The organism is Actinoallomurus soli, from assembly GCF_024055715.1.
Taxonomy (GTDB): Bacteria; Actinomycetota; Actinomycetes; order Streptosporangiales; family Streptosporangiaceae; genus Actinoallomurus; species Actinoallomurus soli.
On record NZ_JAMXMV010000010.1, the window covers coordinates 138,032 to 160,324 of the forward strand.

At 72.2% G+C, this 22,293-nt stretch carries 19 protein-coding genes; 4 read left to right on the plus strand and 15 right to left on the minus strand.

Going from position 1 to position 22,293, the window contains the following annotated elements:
- Nucleotides 1–275: 275 nt before the first annotated feature.
- From NDW01_RS24605 to NDW01_RS24645, 9 genes are all read right to left on the minus strand, one after another.
- A complete protein-coding gene (locus tag NDW01_RS24605; RefSeq protein ID WP_252823950.1) occupies nt 276–1,094 on the minus strand; it encodes an L-threonylcarbamoyladenylate synthase in 819 nt (272 codons plus the stop codon).
- A gap of 164 nt (nt 1,095–1,258) precedes the next feature.
- Nucleotides 1,259–2,122, minus strand: a complete 864-nt coding sequence (gene prmC / locus NDW01_RS24610; protein WP_252823953.1) for a peptide chain release factor N(5)-glutamine methyltransferase — start codon at nt 2,120–2,122, stop codon at nt 1,259–1,261.
- Complete coding sequence (prfA, locus tag NDW01_RS24615; RefSeq protein ID WP_252823955.1) at nt 2,119–3,174, minus strand: peptide chain release factor 1; 1,056 nt, start codon at nt 3,172–3,174, stop codon at nt 2,119–2,121. Before prfA ends, prmC begins: the two co-directional genes overlap by 4 nt.
- A gap of 87 nt (nt 3,175–3,261) precedes the next feature.
- The gene (rpmE, locus tag NDW01_RS24620; RefSeq protein WP_252823957.1) at nt 3,262–3,489 is read right to left on the minus strand and encodes a 50S ribosomal protein L31; all 228 of its coding nucleotides are present in this window, start codon (nt 3,487–3,489) and stop codon (nt 3,262–3,264) included.
- Nucleotides 3,490–3,699: 210 nt separating this feature from the next.
- Nucleotides 3,700–4,635, minus strand: a complete 936-nt coding sequence (locus tag NDW01_RS24625) for a PfkB family carbohydrate kinase (RefSeq protein ID WP_252823960.1) — start codon at nt 4,633–4,635, stop codon at nt 3,700–3,702.
- Complete coding sequence (locus NDW01_RS24630) at nt 4,632–6,107, minus strand: purine-cytosine permease family protein (RefSeq protein WP_252823962.1); 1,476 nt, start codon at nt 6,105–6,107, stop codon at nt 4,632–4,634. Before NDW01_RS24630 ends, NDW01_RS24625 begins: the two co-directional genes overlap by 4 nt.
- Before the next feature lie 41 nt (nt 6,108–6,148).
- Entirely contained in the window at nt 6,149–7,141 is a 993-nt protein-coding gene (locus NDW01_RS24635) for an ADP-ribosylglycohydrolase family protein (protein ID WP_252823974.1), read from the minus strand.
- Nucleotides 7,138–7,857: a GntR family transcriptional regulator gene (locus tag NDW01_RS24640; protein WP_252823976.1), complete on the minus strand. Its 720-nt coding sequence runs from the start codon at nt 7,855–7,857 to the stop codon at nt 7,138–7,140. Before NDW01_RS24640 ends, NDW01_RS24635 begins: the two co-directional genes overlap by 4 nt.
- A 141-nt stretch (nt 7,858–7,998) precedes the next feature.
- Nucleotides 7,999–9,030, minus strand: coding sequence for a fatty acid desaturase family protein (locus NDW01_RS24645; RefSeq protein WP_252823979.1), 1,032 nt, complete (start codon nt 9,028–9,030; stop codon nt 7,999–8,001).
- A gap of 226 nt (nt 9,031–9,256) precedes the next feature.
- Between NDW01_RS24645 and NDW01_RS24650 the strand changes: the two genes are divergently transcribed.
- Nucleotides 9,257–10,522: a sensor histidine kinase gene (locus NDW01_RS24650; RefSeq protein ID WP_252823981.1), complete on the plus strand. Its 1,266-nt coding sequence runs from the start codon at nt 9,257–9,259 to the stop codon at nt 10,520–10,522.
- Nucleotides 10,523–10,541: 19 nt separating this feature from the next.
- Nucleotides 10,542–11,189 carry a LuxR C-terminal-related transcriptional regulator gene (locus NDW01_RS24655; RefSeq protein WP_252823984.1) on the plus strand — a complete coding sequence of 216 codons (648 nt, stop codon included), beginning with the start codon at nt 10,542–10,544 and terminating at the stop codon, nt 11,187–11,189.
- Between the two features lie 11 nt (nt 11,190–11,200).
- Here the strand turns inward: NDW01_RS24655 and NDW01_RS24660 are convergent, their stop codons facing one another.
- From NDW01_RS24660 to thrC, 6 genes are all read right to left on the minus strand, one after another.
- The gene (locus NDW01_RS24660) at nt 11,201–14,077 is read right to left on the minus strand and encodes a DUF4429 domain-containing protein (RefSeq protein WP_252823986.1); all 2,877 of its coding nucleotides are present in this window, start codon (nt 14,075–14,077) and stop codon (nt 11,201–11,203) included.
- 72 nt (nt 14,078–14,149) lie between these two features.
- Nucleotides 14,150–14,797 carry a response regulator transcription factor gene (locus NDW01_RS24665; protein WP_252823989.1) on the minus strand — a complete coding sequence of 216 codons (648 nt, stop codon included), beginning with the start codon at nt 14,795–14,797 and terminating at the stop codon, nt 14,150–14,152.
- A 20-nt stretch (nt 14,798–14,817) separates the two neighbouring features.
- The gene (locus NDW01_RS24670) at nt 14,818–16,116 is read right to left on the minus strand and encodes a sensor histidine kinase (RefSeq protein ID WP_252823991.1); all 1,299 of its coding nucleotides are present in this window, start codon (nt 16,114–16,116) and stop codon (nt 14,818–14,820) included.
- Nucleotides 16,117–16,358: 242 nt separating this feature from the next.
- Nucleotides 16,359–18,290, minus strand: a complete 1,932-nt coding sequence (rho, locus tag NDW01_RS24675) for a transcription termination factor Rho (protein WP_252823993.1) — start codon at nt 18,288–18,290, stop codon at nt 16,359–16,361.
- 336 nt (nt 18,291–18,626) lie between these two features.
- Nucleotides 18,627–19,547: a homoserine kinase gene (gene thrB / locus NDW01_RS24680; protein WP_252824451.1), complete on the minus strand. Its 921-nt coding sequence runs from the start codon at nt 19,545–19,547 to the stop codon at nt 18,627–18,629.
- Nucleotides 19,548–19,697: 150 nt separating this feature from the next.
- Nucleotides 19,698–20,738, minus strand: coding sequence for a threonine synthase (thrC, locus tag NDW01_RS24685; RefSeq protein ID WP_252823995.1), 1,041 nt, complete (start codon nt 20,736–20,738; stop codon nt 19,698–19,700).
- Nucleotides 20,739–20,849: 111 nt separating this feature from the next.
- Here thrC and NDW01_RS24690 point away from each other — a divergent pair, with 111 nt between their 5' ends.
- Complete coding sequence (locus NDW01_RS24690; RefSeq protein ID WP_252823997.1) at nt 20,850–21,488, plus strand: hypothetical protein; 639 nt, start codon at nt 20,850–20,852, stop codon at nt 21,486–21,488.
- On the plus strand, nt 21,485–22,123 hold the full coding sequence (locus NDW01_RS24695) for a hypothetical protein (protein WP_252824000.1): 639 nt from the start codon (nt 21,485–21,487) through the stop codon (nt 22,121–22,123). Before NDW01_RS24690 ends, NDW01_RS24695 begins: the two co-directional genes overlap by 4 nt.
- The last annotated feature ends 170 nt before the right edge of the window (nt 22,124–22,293 follow it).

Consider the following 22,293-nt stretch of genomic DNA (forward strand, 5'->3'; position numbering starts at 1 on the left):
CGCGCCGCGCGTACCCTCGCGATTCGCACGTCTCGCACCGAACGAGCGTCGACCACAGGCTTCGCTGCGGCGCTCACCTCGTGTCGGTAGTGCCGACCGCGCATCGCTGATGGCGCTTTCCCCAGCACGTCGCTTCGGATCTTGCCCGCGACGGCTACCAGGCCACCATCCGGAACACTGGCGCCGAGGGTTCTCATCGCCACAACAACGCAAACCCTCGGGCGCAAAGCTCAGCGAATGGCGAAAGCGCATGGCGACCTGAGATGCGGGCGGCGTCAGCGGTCGGCGGGCGGGGCGTCCTTCTCAGTGTCCGTGCGCTCCGCAGAAGCCGGCGCCTTCGCCTGCGGCTCGGCCTCCGGCGGGCGGCCGTTCTGCGGGCTCTCAGCGGCCTTCGCGATGTCCTTCTGGTCCTCGGCCGGCTCGGCCGGCGGCTCCGGGGCCGGGTCGTCCTCGTCGCTGAGGAGGACGCCGCAGACCTCGCGAAGACGCTCCTCGGGGATGGCGCCCGCGCGGAGCAGGCGCGGGACCGCGCCCGTCAGGTCGACGATCGACGACGGCATGTCGTCGCCGCTCGGACCGTCGTCCAGATAGACCGAGACCGAGTCGCCCAGCTGCGTCTCCGCCTGCTCGGCCGTGCGCGACGGGGCGGCGCCGGACCGGTTGGCACTGCTGACCGCCATCGGGCCGGTCTCCTTCAGCAGCTCCAGCGCGAGTTGGTGCAGTGGCATCCGGATCGCGACGGTGCCCTTGCTGTCACCGAGGTCCCAGGCGAGGGTGGTGTTGGCGCGGCACACGATCGTCAGCGCGCCGGGCCAGAACTCGTCGATGAGGTCCTGGCCGTACGTGCCGAGGTCGTCGACCAGCGCCTGCGCCGCCCGTACCGATCCGACGAGGACGGGCGAGGGTATGTCGCGGCCGCGGCCCTTGGCGTCGAGCAGCGCGGTCACCGCGCTCGGCGTGAACGCGTCCGCGCCGATCCCGTACACCGTGTCGGTGGGCAGGACCACCAGCTCACCACGGCGGACCGCCGAGACGGCGTCCGCGATCCCCTTCGTCCGCTCCAGCGGGTCCGAACAGTCGTATCGTCGGCTCACGCCCGCCATTCTTCCACCGCCCCGCAGCGGCCCGGAGCGGGATCATCCGTTCCGGCTGCGGGTCGCTCGGCCGCACTCAGGCGGCCTCGATCAACGCCACTCTGACCGTCGACGGGTCCGGCACCGGCTCCCCCGCTTCACGAAGCCCTGCGAGGTGGAACTCGTCAGTCGGTGCCGAGGCGGGCGGTGACGAAGCGGTCGCGGCCGGTGAGGTCCTTGTGGTTGCGGACGTCGCGCCAGCCGTGTTCTTCGGCGAAGATCCAGTAGACCGGGTGGCCCTGGAGGTCGCTGTGCTCGACGGCGACCCAGCCGCCGGGGCGCAGGAGGCGCCGGGCGGTGCGCTCGACGACGCGGATGGCGTCGAGGCCGTCGTCTCCCCCGCCCCACAGGGCCGCGGCCGGGTCGAAGTCGCGGACGTCCTCCGGGACGTACTCCCACTCCGACATGGGGATGTACGGCGGGTTGCTCACGACCAGGTCGACCGCGCCGTCGAACTCGCGCAGCGCGTCGGCGAAGTCGCCGAGGTGGAGGCGGACGCGGCCGCGTTCGTCGAGGTCCTCGACGTTGCGGGTGGCGTGGACGTACGCCTTGGGATCCTTCTCCACGCCGTGGACGCGGGCGCGGGGGACCTCCTGGGCGATGGACAGCGCGATCGCGGCCGAACCGGTGCCGAGGTCGACGACGAGAGGGTCGCCGACGTCCATCTTGTGGAGGGTGTCGATGGCCCAGCCCGCGAGGACCTCGGTCTCCGGGCGGGGGACGAACACGCCCGGCCCCACCTTCAGCTCGAGGTAGCGGAAGAACGCCCGGCCCGTGATGTGCTGCAGCGGCTCGCCCGCCTCACGCCGCGCGATGCCCTCCCAGAAGCGCGCGTCGAAGGCCGCGTCGGGCACGGTGTGCAGCTCGGCGCGCTTGACGCCGTGCACGAATGCCGCGAGCTCTTCGGCGTCGGCGCGCGGTGACGGAATCCCGGCGGCGGCAAGGCGTGCCGTCGCACGGGCGATCTCGTCGGACAGCAGGTGGGTCATGTGGCTTCGGCGAGTCTTTGCTCCATGTCGGCGTCGACGAGGGCCTGCGTGACGTTGTGCAGGTCTCCGTCGAGTACCTGGTCGAGGTTATATGCCTTGTAGCCCACGCGGTGGTCGGAGATGCGATTCTCCGGAAAGTTGTAGGTGCGAACCCGCTCGGAACGGTCGACGGTGCGCACCTGGCTCTTGCGCTCGGCCGACGCGGCGGCCTCGGCCTCCTCCTGGGCGACCGCCAGCATCCGGGCGCGCAGGATGCGCATCGCCTGCTCCTTGTTCTGGAGCTGGCTCTTCTCGTTCTGGCAGGACACGACGATGCCGGTGGGCAGGTGGGTGATCCGGACGGCGGAGTCGGTCGTGTTGACGCTCTGGCCGCCGGGGCCGCTGGAGCGGAAGACGTCGATGCGCAGGTCGTTCGGGTCGATCTGGACGTCGATGTCCTCGGCCTCGGGCATGACGAACACGCCGGCGGCGCTGGTGTGGATGCGGCCCTGCGACTCGGTGGCGGGGACGCGCTGGACGCGGTGGACACCGCCCTCGTACTTCAGGCGGGCCCAGACGCCGTCCTCGGTGCCCCGGGCCTTCACGGCGACCGTGACGTCCTTGTAGCCGCCGAGGTCGGAGTGCTGGGCGTCGATGATCTCGGTCTTCCAGCCGGCGCGCTCGGCGTAGCGGAGGTACATCCGGAGCAGGTCGCCGGCGAAGAGCGCGGACTCCTCGCCGCCCTCCCCCGCCTTGATCTCGAGGATGACGTCCTTGTCGTCGTTGGGGTCGCGCGGCACGAGCAGGCGCCGCAGCGTCTCCTCGAGCTCGTCGATGCGCTCGTCGAGGTCGGCCGCCTCCTGGGCGAAGGCCGGGTCCTCGGCGGCCAGCTCGCGGGCGGCGGCCGCGTCGTCCTGGGCGGCCCGCAGGTCGCGGGCGGTCTCGACGATCGGCCGCAGCTCGGCGTAGCGCTTGCCGAGCTTCCGCGCCGTCGCCTGGTCGGCGTGCACGGCCGGATCGGCGAGCCGCGTTTCGATGTCGGCGTACTCGCCGACGAGATCGTCGAGATTCACGTCAGGTCCTCGGTCGGCCGGATGTGTGGGCGGACAGGCGGAACGCCGGCCGGAGCAGCGTGCCTCCGGCCGGCGCGACGATCTGACCTACTTCTTGGCGCCGCCCGCGGCCTTCTTGCCGAAGCGCTTCTCGAAGCGCGCGACACGACCACCGGTGTCGAGGATCTTCTGCTTGCCCGTGTAGAACGGGTGGCAGCTCGAGCACACGTCGGCGTGGATGACGCCGTTCTGCGCGGTGCTGCGGGTCTGGAAGGTGTTCCCGCACGTGCACGTCACGGTGGTGACGACGTATTCGGGGTGGATCTCAGGCTTCACTATCTCTCCTCGCTCCTGGCGGTCGCCGGGTCATCCTCGAGGGAGTTCGGGGATGTGAACCGGTACCGCAGCGTGTTCCAGTGTGCCAGACAGCACAACATGCCGAGGCCCCCGGGCATTCCCGCCCCACGGGGCGCGATCGGCGATGACCGTGTCCCCTGAACCGCGGTACCCCGGCCCCGGCGGGTGACGTGGTCGGATTCCGGGGCCTCAGGGTGCCGAGGCGAGGAAACGATCGAGGTCGTCGCGGCCGGGCGCCGTCGCCGGGCCGTGCCGGGTGACGGCGATCGCGGACGCGGCGTTGGCCCGTCGTGCGGCCTCGGCCGGCGGTAGGCCGTCCGCCAGCGCGGCGACGAACACGCCGACGTGCGCGTCGCCGGCGCCGTTGCTGTCGATGGCGGCGACCTCGAACGCGGGAATGTGCCGGATGCCGTGATCAGAGGTGAGGAGGAGGCAGCCGTCCGGGCCCATGCGGACCACCACACCGGCCCGGCCGGTGCGCTCGGCCAGAGCGGTGGCCGCCCGCTCCGGGTCGGTCTCGCCGGTCATGGTCCTCGCCTCATGGAGATTGCAGCTCCACCAGTCGGTGCGTGCGAGCACCGGCTCGAGAACGGCGGCGGGGATGTCGGCGATGAGCGGGCCTGGATCGACGACCACGGTCGCGCGGTCGGGCAGGGTGCCGAGCCAACGGCCCAGGGCGGCGCGGTTGGCCGGGAAGACCAGCCCGTAGCCGGAGACGTAGATCGCGTCGGTCGCGCCGACGCGGATCCCGGCCAACTGCTCGTAGGTCAAGGTGGCCTCGGCCCCGACACTGGTGGCGAACGTTCGTTCCCCGCTGCCGTCGACGAGCGCGACGTCGAAACCGGTGTCGACGCCGGTGGTCGGCTCCTGGAGGATCGAGATGCCGGCCTCGGCGAGGCGTGCGCGGGCGAGTTCGCCGAACGGCCCGCTGCCGTGCGCGCCGCCGTACGCGACCGGCAGTCGCTGGCGGGAGGCCGCGACCATGACGTTGTACCCGCCGCCGGGAGTGACCTGACTGGACGTGGCGAGGACGTCTCCGCCGGCCCGCGGCAGCGCGGGAATGTTCATGACCAGGTCGATCAGCACGTTACCGACGTGGACCAGTCGCTCGATCCGGGCGCTCACGAGGCGGCTCCCCGCACGGACCGGGCCGGTTCGGTCACCCGTGCCGCGCGGGCGGATCCCCTCGCGCCGTGCAGGGCGAGGTAGATGGCGGCGGCGACGGCGAAGGCGATGAGCCAGCCCAGGCCGTTGCGGGCGGGCCAGGTCTTCGATAGCGGCCCGGCGAACCACACGTCGGTGTCGGACGTCTCGGCGACGGTGAACAGCAGGCCGGTGACGATGCCCGCGATCCACGCGACGAAGGCGGACCAGGCCACACCGCCACGGTGCCAGTAGACGCCGGCGCGGGTGGTGTCCATCAGCCCGGCGGGGTCGTAGTCGCGCCGGCTGATCATGTCCACGAGGAAGACGGCGACCCAGGAGGTGATGGCCACGGCGAGCAGTGAGATGAAGGTGATGAACGGACCGTAGAAGTTCTTGGCTATGAGCATCAGGTAGACGCCCCCGGCCAGGGTCAGCACGACGTCGATGCCGACGGCGAAGGTGCGACGGAGCCGGACCCCCAGGGTGATCATCGTGAGGCCGGCCGAGTACACGGACAGGTGGTTGGACAGCAGCAGGCCGCCGAAGGCCGCGAGCAGGTACGGAATGGCCATCCAGGAGGGCAGCATCGCCTGGATCGCCGCGACCGGGTCGGAGGCGGCGGCGAGCGTGTGGTCGCCGGTCGACAGCAGCCCGCCCAGCGTGATGAGAAGGAGAAGCGGGATGCCGGCGCCGGCGGAGGCGGCCGCCACGATCCGGCTGCCGGCGACTCGGCGGGGTTGATAACGGGCCATGTCGGCGCCGGCGTTCGCCCAGCCGATGCCCGTGCCGCCGGCGATGATCCCGATTCCGGCGATCACGGCGCTGGCGGGTGCGGCGTGTGCGTGCAGGACCGCGTGCCAGTGCACCTTGGTGACGAGGAAGCCGGCGACGACCAGGTTGAGGGCACCGAAGACGTACGTCGCCTTCTGCTGGATCCACACCAGGGTGGCGTGGCCGAGCCCGGACACCAGAAGAGTGAGGGCCACGAAGGCGAGCAGGCAGACGATGGTGAGCGCCCAGTTCGCTCCCACTCCGAACGCGATGTGCAGGATGGCGAGCAGTGCGTACGCGGCGGTGGTGGTGTTCACCACCTCCCAGCCGACCCGCGACAGCCAGGACACCAACGTCGGGCCCCGGTTGCCCCGGGGGCCGAAGACGGCGCGCGACAAGGTCATGCTCGGCGCCCCGCCCCATTTGCCGGCGACGCTGATCAGGCCCACCAGGGCGAACGATCCGAAGGAACCGATGGCGCCGACGAGCACCGCCTGCCAGATGTTCAGGCCGCGCAGGGCGACCAGGGTCGCGCCGAGCGGCAGCGCGAGGATGGAGATGTTGGCGGCGAACCACACCCAGAAGAGCTGAAGCGGGTTACCACGGCGTTCTTCGTTCGGGACCGGTTCGATGCCGCGGGTTTCGACGGCGCCGACCTTGTTGTCGCTGGCGCTTTGCATGGGAGCACCTCTTGTTGGCACTGGGGAGGAGGAGGGGCCGGTCACGGGCGCAGAGCGAGAAGCCGGCCCGCGAGGTCGTCGAGGGGAAGCGCGTTCACCGCGCGGATCGTGTCGATGGCGTCGCCGGGGAAGGCCGCTACGCCGTGGCACGCGCCGGCGATGGCGCCGGCGATCGCCGCGATGGTGTCGCAGTCACCGCCGAGGGACGCCGCTCGCAGACACGCCTGCCAGGGGTCGTCCGGGTACACGGCCAGGATCGCGAACGCGGCCGGTACGGACTCCTGGGTGGCCAGGCTGGTGCCGACGAGGCGATAGATATCGTCGGCGGCGGCCTCCGCGGGTCGGCCGGCGACGAGTTCGGTGGCCCACCGTATGCGGGAGGCGATGTCGGCGGCGGCCACCCAATGACCGCGGCGGACGCCGACCGCGGCGGCGTCCGCCGCGTGACGGGTGGCCTCCTTGACGTCGGCTCCGTCGATTCCCGCGCTGACGGCCGCAGCGACGGCCGCCGCGCCGGCCAGCGCGACGCTCGTGTTGTGGGTCACCGAACTCGCCTCGACGACGCTGTCGACGAGCGCGGTCAGATCGCTCCCGGCCGTGATCCCGACCGGCGCGATCCGCATGGCGGCGCCGTTGGTGTCGCCGTAGCGGCCGGCCTCCTCGACCGGTGCGCCCGCGGCGACGGCGGCCACCGCGCGCTTCGTGGAGGGGCCGAGCAGGTCCAGCGATCCGCGTCGGCGCATCTCCTCCTCCCATTCGAGGAGGGATCGGGCCAGTGCGACGGGGTCCACGTGGCCGGCGCCTTCGATCAGCAGCCGGGCGAGGAGAAGGGCCTGTTCGGTGTCGTCGGTGACGGATCCCGCGGGCATGCCGGCCGCGAGGGGGTGATCGGGTGCCGCGGGAAGGAACCCGGTGAGCACGCCGTAGGTGTCCTTCACCCGCTGCCGGGACAGCGATTGCGTCGGCATGCCGAGCGCGTCGCCGATGGCCAGGCCGTGCAGGGTTCCGCGCGCGCGTTCCTCGGCCCGCGTCACGACGCGCTCCCGAACCGCAGGTGCAGTTGGAACCGCAGAGGGTCCAGCAGGCTCTCGACGTGCTCCACGAGTTCTCCGGTCGCCGTCCAGGAGACGCGGCGGGCTCTCAGGAACCACTCACCGGGCGGACGGCCCAGCTCGGCGGCGTCGGTCTCGTCCAGGGGGCCGGCCGACACCCATTCCTCGCCGTGATCGGCGACGAGCCCGACGGAGGCCAGGGTGGCGGTCAGCGAGCCACCGATCAGCCCGCGGGCGGGCAGATCGAGGAGGCCGCCGACACCGGGGATCCTGCTGCGCTCCAGCGACACCGCCGGCCCATGCGTCAGCGTGCGCACGCGGTCGATGGCGAAGAACGACGGCGAGTCGGCGCCCAGCCGCTCCGCGAGGTCCGGGTCGTCCACTCTCTCCAGGCGCAGCAGCTTCGTCTCGGTGGACACGCCCTGGTCGGCCAGCGCTCGGGCCCAGCCCAGGCGGTCGTCGAGCGGCCGCCCGTCGAAGGTGACGAACGACCCCTTTCCGGAGTGGGTGGCGATGAGGCCTTCCCTGCTCAGCTCGGTCAATGCGGAGCGGATCGTGTTACGACTGACCGAGAACCGGGCCGCCAGCGCATGCTCGCCCGGCAGTCGGCTGCCGCGTTTCAGCCGGCCCGACCGGATCTCACGCGCGAGAGTCTCCGCGATGCTCCGGTGCTTGAGTCCGGGCACGTCGTCGGCCATGTCCACCCCTGTTCTGAAACCTGTCCAGACATGTTCAGTGCAGGGTACGCCCGGAACGCCCGTTCCACAAGGGATCGGCCCCGCGGCCACACGTAGTGGCGGCCGCGGGGCCTTTGAGCGATTCCGGGGAGAATCGCCGGACTAGCGCAGCGGCGCGCCGGCGGCGTGCAGGTGGCCGAGCGCGTGGGCGTACGACTCGAACAGGCCCTCCTCGGTGTACGGGAGGCCGAGCCGCGCGCAGTGCGCCCGTACGAGGGGCTGGGCGCGACGCAGGTTCGGGCGCGGCATGCCGGGGAACAGGTGGTGCTCGATCTGGTAGTTCAGCCCGCCCAGGAACCAGTCGGTGAGGAGGCCTCCGCGGACGTTGCGGGAGGTCAGGACCTGCTTGCGGAGGTGGTCCCAGCGCTCGCCCGGGCCCGGCATCGGCATGCCCTTGTGGTTCGGGGCGAACGCGGAGCCCAGGTGGACGCCGAGCACCGCCTGGTGCACGAGGACGAAGGCGACCGCCATGCCCGGCGACATCACGCTGAAGACCAGGCCGAGGTACGCGGCGGCGTGCACGGCCAGCAGGACCGCCTCGATGAGCGCCGTACGCCGCCGGTCCCCGCTCTCGCCGCGTGCCGCCGCGATCACCGACCGGACGCTGGAGACCTTGAGGTTGAAGCCCTCCAGGAGGAGCAGCGGGAAGAACAGCCGCCCCTGGTTGCGGGTGAGCCACCGGACGAGGGCGCCGCGCCGGTCGGCGGCCTGTTCGGCGGTCCAGACGAGGACTCCGACGCCGACGTCGGGGTCCTTGTCCACGTGGTTCGGGTTGGCGTGGTGCCGGTTGTGCTTGTCGGTCCACCACCCGTAGCTCAGGCCGACCGCCAGGTTCCCGATGAACAGCCCCATGAGGCGGTTCACGCGGCGGGTCCCGGCGATCTGCGCGTGGCCGGCGTCGTGCCCGACGAAGTACAGCCGGGTCGTGAGGACCGCCGCGGGGACGGCCAGGGCCAGCTGCCACCAGGAGTCGCCGACGACGGCGACCAGGGCGAACACGGCGCCGTACAGCAGCAGGTCCAGGCCCACCGTTCCGGCGTAGCGGCGGGTGCGGCGGTCCAGCAGACCGGCGGCGCGCACCTCCTGGATCAGCGGGGCGAAGTCGCTCCTGGGCAGGGTGGCGGTTCCGGGCATACGCAAGTCCCCTAGCGGTCGTGAAATCGGGTTGCTGACTGTCACGAGACACTAGGGACGCGCCGGTGTCGCGCCCAGCCGGTCAGCACCCTAGGGGCCGGAAGGTATGCCCCCGGTAAAGAGTGGTGCTGGCACCACCATCGCGCGGTTCTCAGGCCCAGTGACCGTCATGCCGCCCCCACGGCAGGCTCGGCGGTGGATGATGGAGCCCGGAATCGGAGGGAACATGAGAATCGGTGCCGCCCCGCTCGCGGCCGTACGGGGACTCGCGCTGGCGTTGCTGGCCTTGCCGGTGTCGCTGGCGTTGTTCATCTTCTCCGTCGTGTTCTTCGCGGTGACGTTCCCCATCGGGTTCCTGCTGTTCCCCGTGGTGATCGCCGGGGTCCGCAGCTACGCCGGCGCGCGCCGGCGGCTGGCGTATACGTGGTTCGGAGTGGAGATCAAGGAGCCGTACAAGCCGAGGCCGCGGTTCCGCCGCGGCCTGAGGGGCGTCTTCCAGCGCTACCGGTGGGCCGTGGCCGACCCGGCGACCTGGCGGGACGTGCTGTGGCTGTTCGTCGACGCGACGGTGGGCGCCGTCCTGGGGCTCGTCGCCTTCGCCGTCCCGATGTACGGCCCGTACGGATGGGTGCTGGCGGCGGGGGTCTGGAAGCCGATCTTCGAGTCCGGGGGCGGCGACTGGTACACGTTCATCCACGTCGTCGACCAGAACTCGGCCGACAACGCGGCGCTGCTCGGCGTCGTCTACACGCTGATCGGCCTGTGGCTCGCCCCGAGGCTCCTGCGGGCGAGCTCCCTGCTGACCCGTGGGCTGCTCGCCCCGACGCGGGAGCGGGAGCTGGAGCTGCGGGTCGCGCACCTGACGGAGTCCCGCTCCGACGCCCTGGACACCCAGGCGGCCGAGCTGCGGCGCATCGAGCGCGACCTGCACGACGGCGCGCAGGCGCGGCTGGTCGCCATGGGCATGAGCCTGGGCGCGATCGAGCACCTGATGGACCGCGATCCGGAGAAGGCCCGGCGGCTGCTCGCGGAGGCGCGCGAGTCGTCGTCCAAGGCGCTGACCGAGCTGCGCGACCTCGTGCGCGGCATCCATCCCCCCGTGCTGGCCGAGCGCGGCCTCGGCGACGCCGTACGGGCGCTGGCCATGGCCAGTCCGCTGAACACCGAGGTCTCGGTCGAGCTGCCCGGCCGGCTGGAGGCCCCGGTGGAGTCGGCGGCCTACTTCGCGGTCTCGGAGGTGCTGACCAACGCCGCCAAGCACTCCGGCGCGCGACGGGTCTGGATCGACATACGGTACGAGGACGACCGGCTGCGCCTCGTGATCACCGATGACGGCCACGGCGGCGCCGACGCGTCCGGCGGCACGGGGCTGCTCGGGATCGAGCGCCGACTCGGTACATTCGACGGTGTTCTGGCCCTCAGCAGTCCGGTGGGCGGTCCGACCATGGTCACGATGGAGCTGCCGTGCGTCCTCACCGCTCCCGGGCACTGACCCCCCGAGAGGGAGAGTGATGCGCGTCGTCCTCGCCGAGGACCTGTTCCTCCTGCGCGACGGGCTGATCAGGCTGCTCGAGGCGTACGGCTTCGAGATCGCCGCGGCCGTCGACAACGGTCCCGAGCTGACCCGGGCGCTGCTGACGATCAAGCCCGACGTGGCGGTCGTCGACGTGCGCCTGCCGCCGTCGTTCACCGACGAGGGCCTGCAGGCCGCGCTGCACGCCCGGCGGGAGGTCCCCGGCCTGCCGGTGCTGGTCCTGTCCCAGCATGTGGAGCAGCTGTACGCGCGGGAGCTTCTGGCCGACGGCAGTGGCGGGGTGGGCTACCTGCTGAAGGACCGGGTGTTCGACGCGGACCAGTTCGTCGACGCGGTGCGCCGGGTCGCGGGCGGCGGGACCGCCATGGACCCGCAGGTGATCTCCCAGCTGCTGGCGCGCAACGCGCGGAACGAGCCGCTCGGCGGCCTGACGCCCCGGGAGCGCGAGGTGCTGGAGCTGATGGCCGAGGGCCGCTCCAACACCGCGATCGCCCAGCGGCTCGTCATCACCGAGCGCGCCGTCGCCAAGCACACGTCCAACATCTTCGGGAAGCTGAACCTGCCGCCCTCCGACGACGACAACCGCCGCGTCCTGGCCGTCCTGGCCTTCCTCGACCGGAGCTGAGGGGGGCCGGTTCAGCGGCGCCGCAGCTCCGCGCACTTGGCGGCGAACTCCTCGGCGGTGAGCAGTCCGTCCTGGCGAAGGCGGACCAGGTCGCCCAGCTTCGCGGCCGTCTCGCCGATGCGGCCCACCCACGCGCGGACCTCGTCCTTGCTCGCGGCCGTGCGTCCGGGATGGCGCACCGCCTCCGGCCACACGGGGGTTCCGGCGAGGTACGCGTCGACCGCCGCCTCGAACCGCTCGCCGTCGGCCAGGGGGCCCGCGCACTTGGCGTTCAGCTCCGCCTCGGTCAGCAGCCCGTTCTTCTGCGCGTTGACGAGCTGGGTGAGCCGCGCGGCGGCCTCGGCGATCCCACCGAGCCACCCGGAGACGTCGGACAGCCCGATCTCCGGCTCCGCCGCGTACGGGTATCCCGGACCGGCGGGCTCCGCCGTGTAGGGGGACGCCGGACCGGCGGGCTCCGCCGCAAGGTGCTGTCCCGGGCCGGCCGGCGACGGCCGTACAGGCGAGCCCGCGAGAAGGGAGTGGATCGCCGCCTCGAAACGCTCACCGCCCCGCAGCCGGAAGACCAGGTCCCAGGAGCCGGACCCGGTCTCGAGGTGCAGGTCCTCGTCGCCCCGGCGCCTCCACTCGTGATGCCGCACGCCGGCGACCTCGGGGAGCGGAACGCGCCGCAGGCCTCCGGGACCGGCGAACAGCACCGCGCGTCCGGTCAGCGCGAGCAGACCGTTCTCACCGGCGAACAGCGCCGGCTCCAGTTCGTAGAGCTGGTCACCGGGCCCCAGCCCCGCGCCGAGCAGGAGGAGCTGCTGGGCGCCGGCCTGGTCTCCGGCACGGGAACGGGACAGTGCCGCGGCGACATCCGGCCGTGCCCGTACGGCATCGGGCGAGACGCCGGCGGGCGCCGGGACGCGCTCCGGGGGGCACTGCCGCATGGCGTCGATGGCGTGCGCGAACCGTTCGGGCTCGCGTAGCCAGGTGAACTCGATGGTGTCGTAGTCGTTGTCCGTGGCCGTCAGCCTGCCCGGGCTGCCGTCATAGTCGGTGTCGTAGGAGACGTAGTCGATGTCGGTGAAGGCGAGCGCGTTCAGGCCGCCCTCCTGATCAGCGAAGACGGCGCGCCGGTCGGTGAGCGCCAGGAGTCCTGCCTTGCCGCCCCACCGCCCGGGTTCCACCTCCTTGACGGGTTCGCCCGCGTCGAGAACACCGAGCAGCGCCGCCAGCTCGCGCTGGAACGGGCTCACGTCGCTCCTCGTCCGGCTCAGGGCGGCGGCGACGTCGGGCCGTCCGGCCTGCGGCGGGGCCGGGGACATGGGCGGCGCCTGCGGTGTTCCCGCCGGTGCACCAGTGTGCGGTCCGGCCTTCGGCGCGGCGGTATGGGGTCCAGCGCCCGGAGCGGCGGCGTACGCGGGCGACGGCGCGCCGGGCTCCTGCCCTCCGTACGCGCCGAAGCGGAGGGCGCGGAAGGTCTGCTGGAAGCGGACCGGGTGGTAGATGCCGTGGAAGGGGATCTCGTCGCCCTCCTCATCGATCCACACCAGGTTCCCCTCGTGCGTCTCGTCCCAGGTCGCGCGGACGTCGGCGAACATGTGCAGCGGCACCGCCGTGTGGCCGCCGAGGGCGTCGTCGGGCCCCATGCTGAGCAGGTGCCGGTCGGTGAGGAAGAAGACCAGGACGCGCCGGCCGACGGCCAGCTCGATCTCACGGACCGTCTCGCCGGGTTCCAGCGCGGCCGACAGCGCCGCCAGCTCGCGGGCCATGGCGCGGACGCGCCCGCTGGCCCGGGCGAGCGCCTCGCCGACGTCCGGCCGCAGGCCGGCGGTGCGCAGCAACTCGGAGTCGGGGACGCGAGTGACGCCCTGCAGCGCGCGCGTCACCTGCAGCGTGAACTCCAGCGCGGCCGGGTCGTTGTTGTGCAGTACCGCATCCACGTCCAGAGACGGGTCGGGCGCGGACCGATCACCGGCCGTACCGGCGAGCCGGACCCGTACGTGACCGACGCCTCCGTTCGCCTCGACGAGCTCGACCTGGTCGACGGCGGCCAGCGGGATCGCGCGGGTCATGCCCTGGCTGCTCACGATCACGCGGGCGCCGTCGAATTCGGCTCGCCCGTGCAGCCCGTGCAGGACTACGCCGGCGCCGCCCGGCCCTCCCACGCCGGACAGCCCGTGCGGAAGACCGCCGTCGGCCGGCGGGGCGTTCAGGTCCAGCTGCCGGCCGCGGAGCGCGGTCGCGACGCCCGCGGCGAACAGGAGCACCTCGGCCCGCTCGGACGCGAACGGCAGGCAGCGCTCGCCGTCCCGCGGGTCCGGTACGAGGTCGGCACGCTCGCCGACGGCGCGGAACCAGAGGAAGTCGCCCCTCCTACCCTGGCCGTGCACGCAGGTGACCGCGTCGAGGGCGGCGAGTGGGAAGGTCCGTCCCTCGCCTCCGGCCTTCCAGTCCAGGCGGACGTTCCGGCCGTCGAAGTGACAGGTCCCGTCGTAGGTCTCGACCGCCGGCGGCCAAGCGGCCTCGACCATGAACTCGCCGGCGGCGGACTGCGCCAGGCCGGTGGAGACGACGGCCCCGTGCAGGGTCTCCGCCAGCCGTTGCGCGTCCGCCTCGCCCTCCGGGGGGAACTCGACGAAGAAGGGATGGTCGTCGGCCGAGATCATCGCGCCGGCCACCGCGTAGAACGGATCCGCGCCCTGGCGCAGGAGGAGGGTCAGCCGTCCGAGCCGCCGCCGGCCCGGCGGCGTCAGCTGGACGCCGGCCAGCGCGGTCACCGGGAAGGCGATCCGGCCCAGCCGACGGCGCAGCCAGCCGCCGGAGGAAGGTGAGTAGTCCATGCGGCACTGCCGCCCGTCGAACGCCAGCCGGGCGTCCATCCCCGTCAACCCCGTGGTCACTTCCGGGACATTAGCAACATGCCGGACATTTGCCACGGGCGTGGTCGGTCCGCGGCCGCAGGGCCGTACGGATCAGCTCTGGCCGAGGTAGGCGAGCACGGCCTTGACCCGGCGGTGGGTGCTGTCGGTGTGCTGCAGGTCCAGCTTGAGGAAGATGTTGGAGATGTGCTTCTCCACCGCGCCGTCGGTGACATAGAGGCGGCGGGCGACCGCGGCGTTCGACAGGCCCTCGGCCATCAGGCCGAGAACCTCCCGCTCGCGCGGCGTGAGCGCCTCCAGCCGGTCCCCGCGGCGCCGCCGCCCCAGCAGCTGGCCGATCACCTCGGGGTCGATGACCGTGCCGCCGTCGGCCACCCGGCGTACGGCGGCGGTGAACTCCGCCACGTCGGCGACCCGCTCCTTCAGGAGGTACCCGACACCGTCCGCGCCGTCGCCGATCAGGTCGGTCGCGTAACGCTCCTCGACGTACTGGGAGAAGACGAGGATCGGCGTGCCGGGCACCCGCCGCCGAGCCTCCAGCGCGGCCCGCAGGCCCTCGTCGGTGAAGGAGGGCGGCATCCGCACGTCGACGATGGCGAGGTCGGGCCGGTGCTCCTCCACGATGGCGACCAGCCCCGGGCCGTCACCGGCCGTGGCGACCGTCTCGATGTCCTCATCCGCGAGCAGCCGGATCAGCCCCTCGCGCAGCATTACGGCGTCTTCCGCGATCACGACCCGCACGCTCCCAGACTAGAGGAACGTCACCACACGCAGGGCAGGTCCGCGCGGATCACCGTCGGCCCGCCGAGAGGGCTGTTCACCGTCAGGATGCCGTCGATGCCGGCCGCGCGGTCCGCCAGCCCGGCCAGTCCGCCGCCCGGAGTGGCCTCGGCCCCGCCGACGCCGTTGTCGGAGATCTCGACGATGACCCAGGTCTGGTCCCGGGTGATGGTCACCGACGCCCGCGTCGCGCGGGCGTACTTGGCCACGTTGGTGAGCGCCTCGGAGACGATGAAGTACGCGATGCTCTCCACGGCGGCGGGCGGCCTGGTCGGCAGGTCGATCTCCACCTCGACGGGCATCGGGGCGCGGGCCGCGACCGCGGAGATCGCCGCGTCCAGCCCCCGGTCGGTGAGGATCGCCGGGTAGATCCCCCGCGCGAGGTTGCGCAACTCGGCGATGGCCTCCTTGGCGCCCGCGTGGGCCTGCTGGAGGAGTTCCTGCGCGGCCACCGGGTCGGTGTCCAGCTTCGCCCGGGCGCGGCCGAGGTCCATCGCGACGGCCAGGAGCCGCTGCTGGGCGCCGTCGTGCAGGTCGCGTTCGATGCGCCGCCGCTCGGCCTCCGCGGCGTCCACCCCGCGCGCCCGGCTGGCCCGCAACTGAGCCGTACGGGCCCGGAGCGCCTGCGTCTCACTCGGCCCCAGGAGGTAGGACGCGATCGCCCCGTGCGCGATGCCCACGATCCGCACGGCGTACATGGCCAGGACGAACACCCCGATCCCCACCGGCACCGCGGGCAGCGTGGTCACCGGGTCGTCGAACCAGATGTCGTGACCGGCGACCGTGACGTACAGGTAGCCGCCCCGGCTCTGCGTGATCCAGATCGGCATCGTGACCAGCGAGACGGTCGTCGCCCACAGCACCATGGACATGATGAACTCGGCCAGGCCGAGGGGGAAGGCGAGGAGCAGGTAGACGAGGTCCTTCCAGGTGGCGGGGTCCGCGGCCATCGTCCGCCACTTGCGCAGAAGGTTGTGCCCGGCCGGCAGCGCGCGGTACGGGCTGGGGATCCGAACGCCGAACGCCAGGTGCGCGAGGCGGCGTTCCAGCATCGCGGCGGCCCGCCAGAGGATCATCGCCAGCGCCAGGCCGAGGACGCCCACCCAGATCACGACCGTTCCGACCGAGACCGAGAGCAGCACGGCCAAGCCGACGAAGTAGGCCAGGCCGAGCGGCGCGTGGAGCAGCAGGAAGGCCGCGGACCGCCAGGTCAGCGGATCCTTGAGCAGACGCAGGGGGCCGCGTCCGGAGGAGGCCGACGTCTCGACGGTGCCGTTCACCGGGGTCCTTCCTGCCGTAGGAGCGTACGGGTCCAGCCTGCTGAACGGCGGCGTCTCCCACCATGGAGCATCCCAGCCTCCGGCAGGTAGGGCTAGCCCCACCTGATACGGCTGGAGCGTGTCGCGCCGCGTCTGCCGGTACGCCTCGGACGCGCCGCTCCACCTCAGTACGGGCCCTGGACATGACGACGCCCCGGAGGGGTGCTCCGGGGCGTCGTGTCAGGCGGATTCCCGCCGCGCGGTCAGTCGTTGAGCGTGGTCTTCTGCACCTGCAGGAGGAACTCGGCGTTCGACTTGGTCTCCTTCATCTTCTCGATGAGGAGCTCCAGCGCCTGCTGGGTGTCGAGCGCGTGCAGCACGCGGCGCAGCTGCCAGACGATCCGCAGCTCCTCCGGAGCCAGCAGGATCTCTTCCTTACGGGTGCTGGAGGCGTCGACGTCGATCGCCGGGAACACCCGCTTGTCGGCGAGCTCGCGGCGGAGGCGGACCTCCATGTTGCCGGTGCCCTTGAACTCCTCGAAGATGACCTCGTCCATCCGCGAGCCGGTCTCGATCAGCGCGGTGGCCAGGATCGTCAGCGAGCCGCCGTTCTCGATGTTGCGGGCGGCGCCGAAGAACCGCTTCGGCGGGTACAGCGCCGTGGAGTCCACACCACCGGACAGGATCCGGCCGCTGGCCGGCGCGGCGAGGTTGTACGCGCGGCCGAGACGGGTGATCGAGTCGAGCAGCACGACGACGTCGTGGCCCAGCTCGACGAGCCGCTTGGCGCGCTCGATCGCCAGCTCGGCGACCATCGTGTGGTCGTCGGCGGGCCGGTCGAAGGTCGAGTGGATGACCTCGCCCTTCACCGACCGCTGCATGTCGGTGACCTCTTCCGGCCGCTCGTCGACGAGGACGACCATGAGGTGGCACTCGGGGTTGTTCTTGGTGATCGCGTTGGCGATCGCCTGCAGCACCATCGTCTTACCGGCCTTGGGCGGCGAGACGATCAGACCTCGCTGGCCCTTGCCGATCGGGCTGACCAGGTCGATGATCCGCGTGGTGAGCTGGTTCGGCTCGGTCTCCAGGCGCAGCCGCTCCTGCGGGTACAGGGGGGTGAGCTTGGAGAAGTCGACGCGGCCGCGGGCCTGCTCCGGCTCCATGCCGTTGACGGTGTCGAGGCGGACCAGCGCGTTGAACTTCTCGCGGCGCTCGCCCTCACGGGGCTGGCGCACCGCGCCGGTGATCACGTCGCCCTTGCGCAGGCCGTTCTTGCGGACCTGGGCGAGCGAGACGTAGACGTCCTGCGGGCCCGGCAGGTAGCCGGTGGTCCGCACGAACGCGTAGTTGTCACGAATGTCGAGGATGCCGGAGACCGGGATGAGGACGTCGTCCTCGCTGATCGTCGGCTCGGAGTCGCCGAAGCGCTCGCGCCCGCCACGGCCGCGGTTGCGCTCGCGGAACCGGCCGCGCCGGCGCCGGCCGCCACTGCCGTCCTCGTCGTCGGAGTCGCTCTGCTGGCGCTGGTTCGGACCGCGCTGGCCCTGACCGCGGTCGTCACCGCGCTGTCCGCGGTTGTCCTCACCACGCTGTCCGCGGTTGTCCTCACCGCGCTGGCCGCGGTTGTCCTCACCGCGCTGGCCCCGGTCGTCACGCTGGCCGCGGTTGTCCTCGCGCTGACCCTGCCCGTCCCGGTTGCGGTTGCCGCGCTCGCGCTGGCGCTGGCGCTGGCCGCCCTCCCGGCCGGCGCCGTCGCGCGCGCCGGCGTCGCCGGCGGCCTCGGCCTCGACCTTGATCTCCTGCTGCTCCTGCGCCGGCGCCTCTTCGCGCTTGGCGGGACGCTCGCGCTTCGGCGCGGCCGCGGCCGCGGACTCGGCCACGGCGGGCGCCGCGGCGGTCTCCTGCGGGGCGGGGGCCTCGGCGGCGCTCTTCGCGGAGGCCGCCTGCTCACCGCCTCCGGCGTTCTGCGCCTGCCGCTCTTGAATGGCGGCGATGAGCTGGCTCTTCCGCATTCCGCCCGTACCGCTGATCCCGAGGCTCGAGGCGAGAGCCTTGAGCTCGGGCAGCACCATCGCCGACAGGCCGGTGCCCGAGCGGCGGCGCCGCGGCGCAGCCGTCGTCGCCTTCTCGGCGGACGCGGCTTCAGGAGCCGTCGTGACTGCTGCGTCCGAGAGGAGTTCGGTGGATTCGCTCACTAAGGGTCCTTCCCAGGGAGCGGGTGTGGCCGCCGTCGGCCAGGCAACCCGGTCGTGCGAACCGGCGGGGGCGCCGGATCAGTCGAGCTCTGCTGATCTCCATGTGATCGGCGAAGAGTTCTGGCCACATCCAGATGGTGGAGGCAGGTTCTCGCGAGAGATCCCCGATCCCGATACGTCCGTAGTTTTGGTAGAACGCTGAACAACGAGCGGTTTCGTTGCCGGGGAACCACATCCGCGTCACACGGCCGACGTAAGCCGGAATGGCTGACGAGCCCATGCCCCCGTACGGGGCATCTGGTGCAGCACTTAGCCTAACATCACCTGGGCACACTGCTATTCCCCGGAGACTCGCGTTTCCTGATTGATCGGCTGAACGCATGCGCCGTGGGGGTCAACGTTCAGCGGGTGTATGTGCCACGAAGTACCCACTTCCGAGGCGATCGAATCAACCTCACCCGCGGAGACCAGCGCGAGAACCGTCGGCCCGGCCCCCGACACCACCGCCGGAACGCCTCGCGCACGCAGCCGGTCCACCAGCGCGACCGACTCCGGCATGGCCGGGGCGCGGTACGCCTGGTGCAGCCGGTCCTCGGTGGCGTCCAGCAGCAGCTCCGGACGGGCGGTGAGCGCGGCGATCAGCAGCGCGGCGCGGCCGGAGTTCGCCGCGGCGTCGGCGTGCGGAACGACGTCGGGCAGGAGGCCCCGGGCGCGCTCGGTGGCGAGCCGGTGCTCGGGCACGAACGCCACGGGCCGTACGCCCGGGACGACGTCCAGCCTGGTCGTGCGCGGTCCGGCGGTCGTCTCCCAGGCGATGGTCAGGCCGCCCGCCAGGCACGGCGCGACGTTGTCGGGGTGCCCCTCGATCCTCGTGGCCAGGGCGAGGACGTCCGCGTCGGTGAGGCCCGCGCCCTCCGGGTGAAGGGCACGGGCGGCGAGGATCCCGGCGACCGTTGCGGCCGAGGACGATCCGAGCCCGCGCGCGTGCGGGATCCGGTTGACGCAGCGGACCCGCAGCCCCGGCTCGGGCGCCGGCCCGATGGCCGCGTACGTCTCGCGGAACGTCTTGACGATCAGGTGCTGCTCGCCGCGCCTGGCGGTCTCCTCGCCCTCGCCCGTGACGTCGATCCACAGGCCCGAGTCGGCGAGCTCGACCTCCACGTCGTCGTACAGGGTGAGCGCCAGCCCCAGCGCGTCGAATCCGGGACCGAGGTTCGCGCTGGTCGCGGGGACCCGTACGTGGACTGCGGTGGGCATGGGACGCCGCTCGGTCACGAGACCTCCTTCGTCGGCCCCATGACCAAGGTGCTCTGCTTACCGGCTCCCTCGCTCCGCTCGGTCACGAGACCTCCTTCGTCGGCCCCATGACCAAGGTGCTCTGCTTACCGGCTCCCTCGCTCCGCTCGGTCACGCGAGTTCCAGTGCGGACGCGGCGGCGTACGCGTCGACGGGCACCGTGATCGGCGCCGGGGCGCCCGAGATGGCCCAGTCGGGGTCCTTGAGGCCGTTTCCGGTCACCGTGCACACGACCCGCTCGCCGGGGCGTACGAGCCCCTCGTCACTGGCCTGCAGCAGACCCGCGACGCTCGCCGCCGACGCCGGCTCGACGAACACGCCCTCCTCGCGGGCGAGCAGCCGGTAGGCGGCCAGGATCTGCCGGTCGGTGACGGCCTCGATGGCTCCGCCGGACTCGTCCCGTGCCTTGAGCGCCAAGTCCCAGGACGCGGGGTTGCCGATGCGGATCGCGGTCGCGATGGTCTGCGGCGACGTGACCGGCTCGCCCCGGACGATCGGCGCGGCGCCGGCCGCCTGGAAGCCCAGCATGCGCGGGCGCGCGTCGGACTCCTTGTAGCCCATCCAGTAGGCGGTGATGTTCCCGGCGTTGCCCACGGGCAGGCAGTGCACGTCCGGGGCGCCGCCGAGCGCGTCGATGATCTCGAACGCGGCGGTCTTCTGGCCGTGCAGCCGGTACTTGTTCACCGAGTTGACGAGCGCCACCGGATAGTCGACCGCGAGCTTGCGGGCGAGCTCGAGGCAGTCGTCGAAGTTGCCGTCGATCTGGAGCAGCTTGGCGCCGTGGACCAGCGCCTGCGCCAGCTTGCCCATGGCGATCTTCCCGCGCGGCACCAGCACCGCGCACACCATCCCGGCGCGCACGGCGTACGCGGCCGCCGACGCGGACGTGTTGCCGGTCGAGGCGCAGATCACCGCCTTGGCGCCGTCCTCGGCGGCCTTGCTGATCGCCATCGTCATGCCGCGGTCCTTGAAGGACCCGGTCGGATTGGCGCCCTCGACCTTGAGGTAGACCTCGCAGCCGGTCAGCTGGGAGACGCGCGTCGCCGGGAGCAGGGGCGTGCCGCCCTCCAGAAGGGTGACGACCGGCGTCCCGGCCGTCACGGGGAGCCGATCGCGGTACTCCTCGATGACGCCACGCCATGCCCTGCTCACGATGTTCCTCCTGACCTGCGCTGTCGTTCAGCGAGTCTACGGGCACCGTGGGCACGCGTCTCACGCCGTTTCACATCGTGGACGGCGCGCCGCGGATTAGGATCATCGACCGTGCACCCCCGAGCACGCGTCGCCGGATACGTCACGGCCACCGTCCTGGTCGCCGTTGGGGCCCTCTGGGCGACCGGGGGTCTCGGCCCGGCGGACACCCCGGTCCCGACGCCGCCCGGACGCGAGGTCGACCAGCACCTCTTCCGTACCCGGCTCGTCGGCGCCCACGTGGCCACGGTCAAGAAGTTCGGACAGTCCACGCGGATGCTGGTGATCAACGCATGGGTGACCAACCCGACCCGCGAGACGCTCGGGACGTACGGTGTCGATGACGACGTGTTCGCGCACGGCATGTTCCTGCACTGGCGAACGCAGGACGGGCCCCGGCCGAAGCAGGTGGACGCCCAGGCCATCGCGGGCGACACCCTCTTCCGCTCACTGCAGCCGCGTCTGCCCACCTACGTCGCCGTGCAGTACGAACTGGCGGCCGGTACCCGCGTGCCCGACCGCGTGACCGTCGCCCTGGCGGACTACGAGCACACCGAGTCGGGCGTCCTGGACCCGCGCGGCTACTGGGAGTGGAAGCCCCGCCGCTACGAGACCCGGTACGAGACGGATCCGCTGACGCACAGATCCGGACGGGTCACGCACATCATCCCGGTCCTGGTCGCCGACGTGAGACTCCCGGTGAGGTCATGAGACGGATCGCCTCGATCGCACTCGCCGTCGCCCTCGCCTGCGCCGCGGTGGCCCTGCAGTCCGCGCGCTGGAGCTACACCCGGGCGTACGGCCCGTTCGTGAAGAACGGGCGGATCGGCCGGACCGTCACCGAGCCGCGGTTCACGATCCGGGTCGACCGGGTCGACGGCGCACGGACGATCTACGTCCCGCCGACCGACCACACCAAGGCGCAGCAGATCCCGGCGACCGGCGTCTTCGTCGTCGTCCTGGCCACCATCGAGGCCCGGCACTCCCTCGTGTACGCCGGGCAGGCACGGCTGCACACCCGGTACGGCGACTACGACCCGACGGACAAGCTCGGCGGCGGAGGCGGCCTGTCCATGCCCCTCGTCACGCCGCTGAGCTACGTCCGGTTCGAACCGGGCATGCCACGCCGGGGCGCCTACGTCTTCGACGTGCCGGCCGCGGCCGTGGCCGGAGCCCGGCTCTACGTGTCCGACCACGACGCGCAGGAGGCGCCGTTCGGCTTCTACCGCGACGACCCGCGGCGCTTCGCCGCCGAGGTGCACGTCGACCTCGGCCTCGACCCCGCCGAAGCCGCCCGCCTGACGAGCAGACCGCCCTCCGGCTACGCGGTCCCGGAGCCGTCGTGAGCCGCGCGGCAGCCCTGGTGAGACGGGCCGCGACCGCCGTGCGGAGCGGCGCGTCCGTCGTGCGGACCGGCGCATCCGTCGTACGGCGCGGCGCGGGTCCGAGCAGTCGTGGCGCGGCTCGGGCGCGGCGCGGCGCGAATCGGGTTCGGCGTGGGGCGGCTCGGACGCGG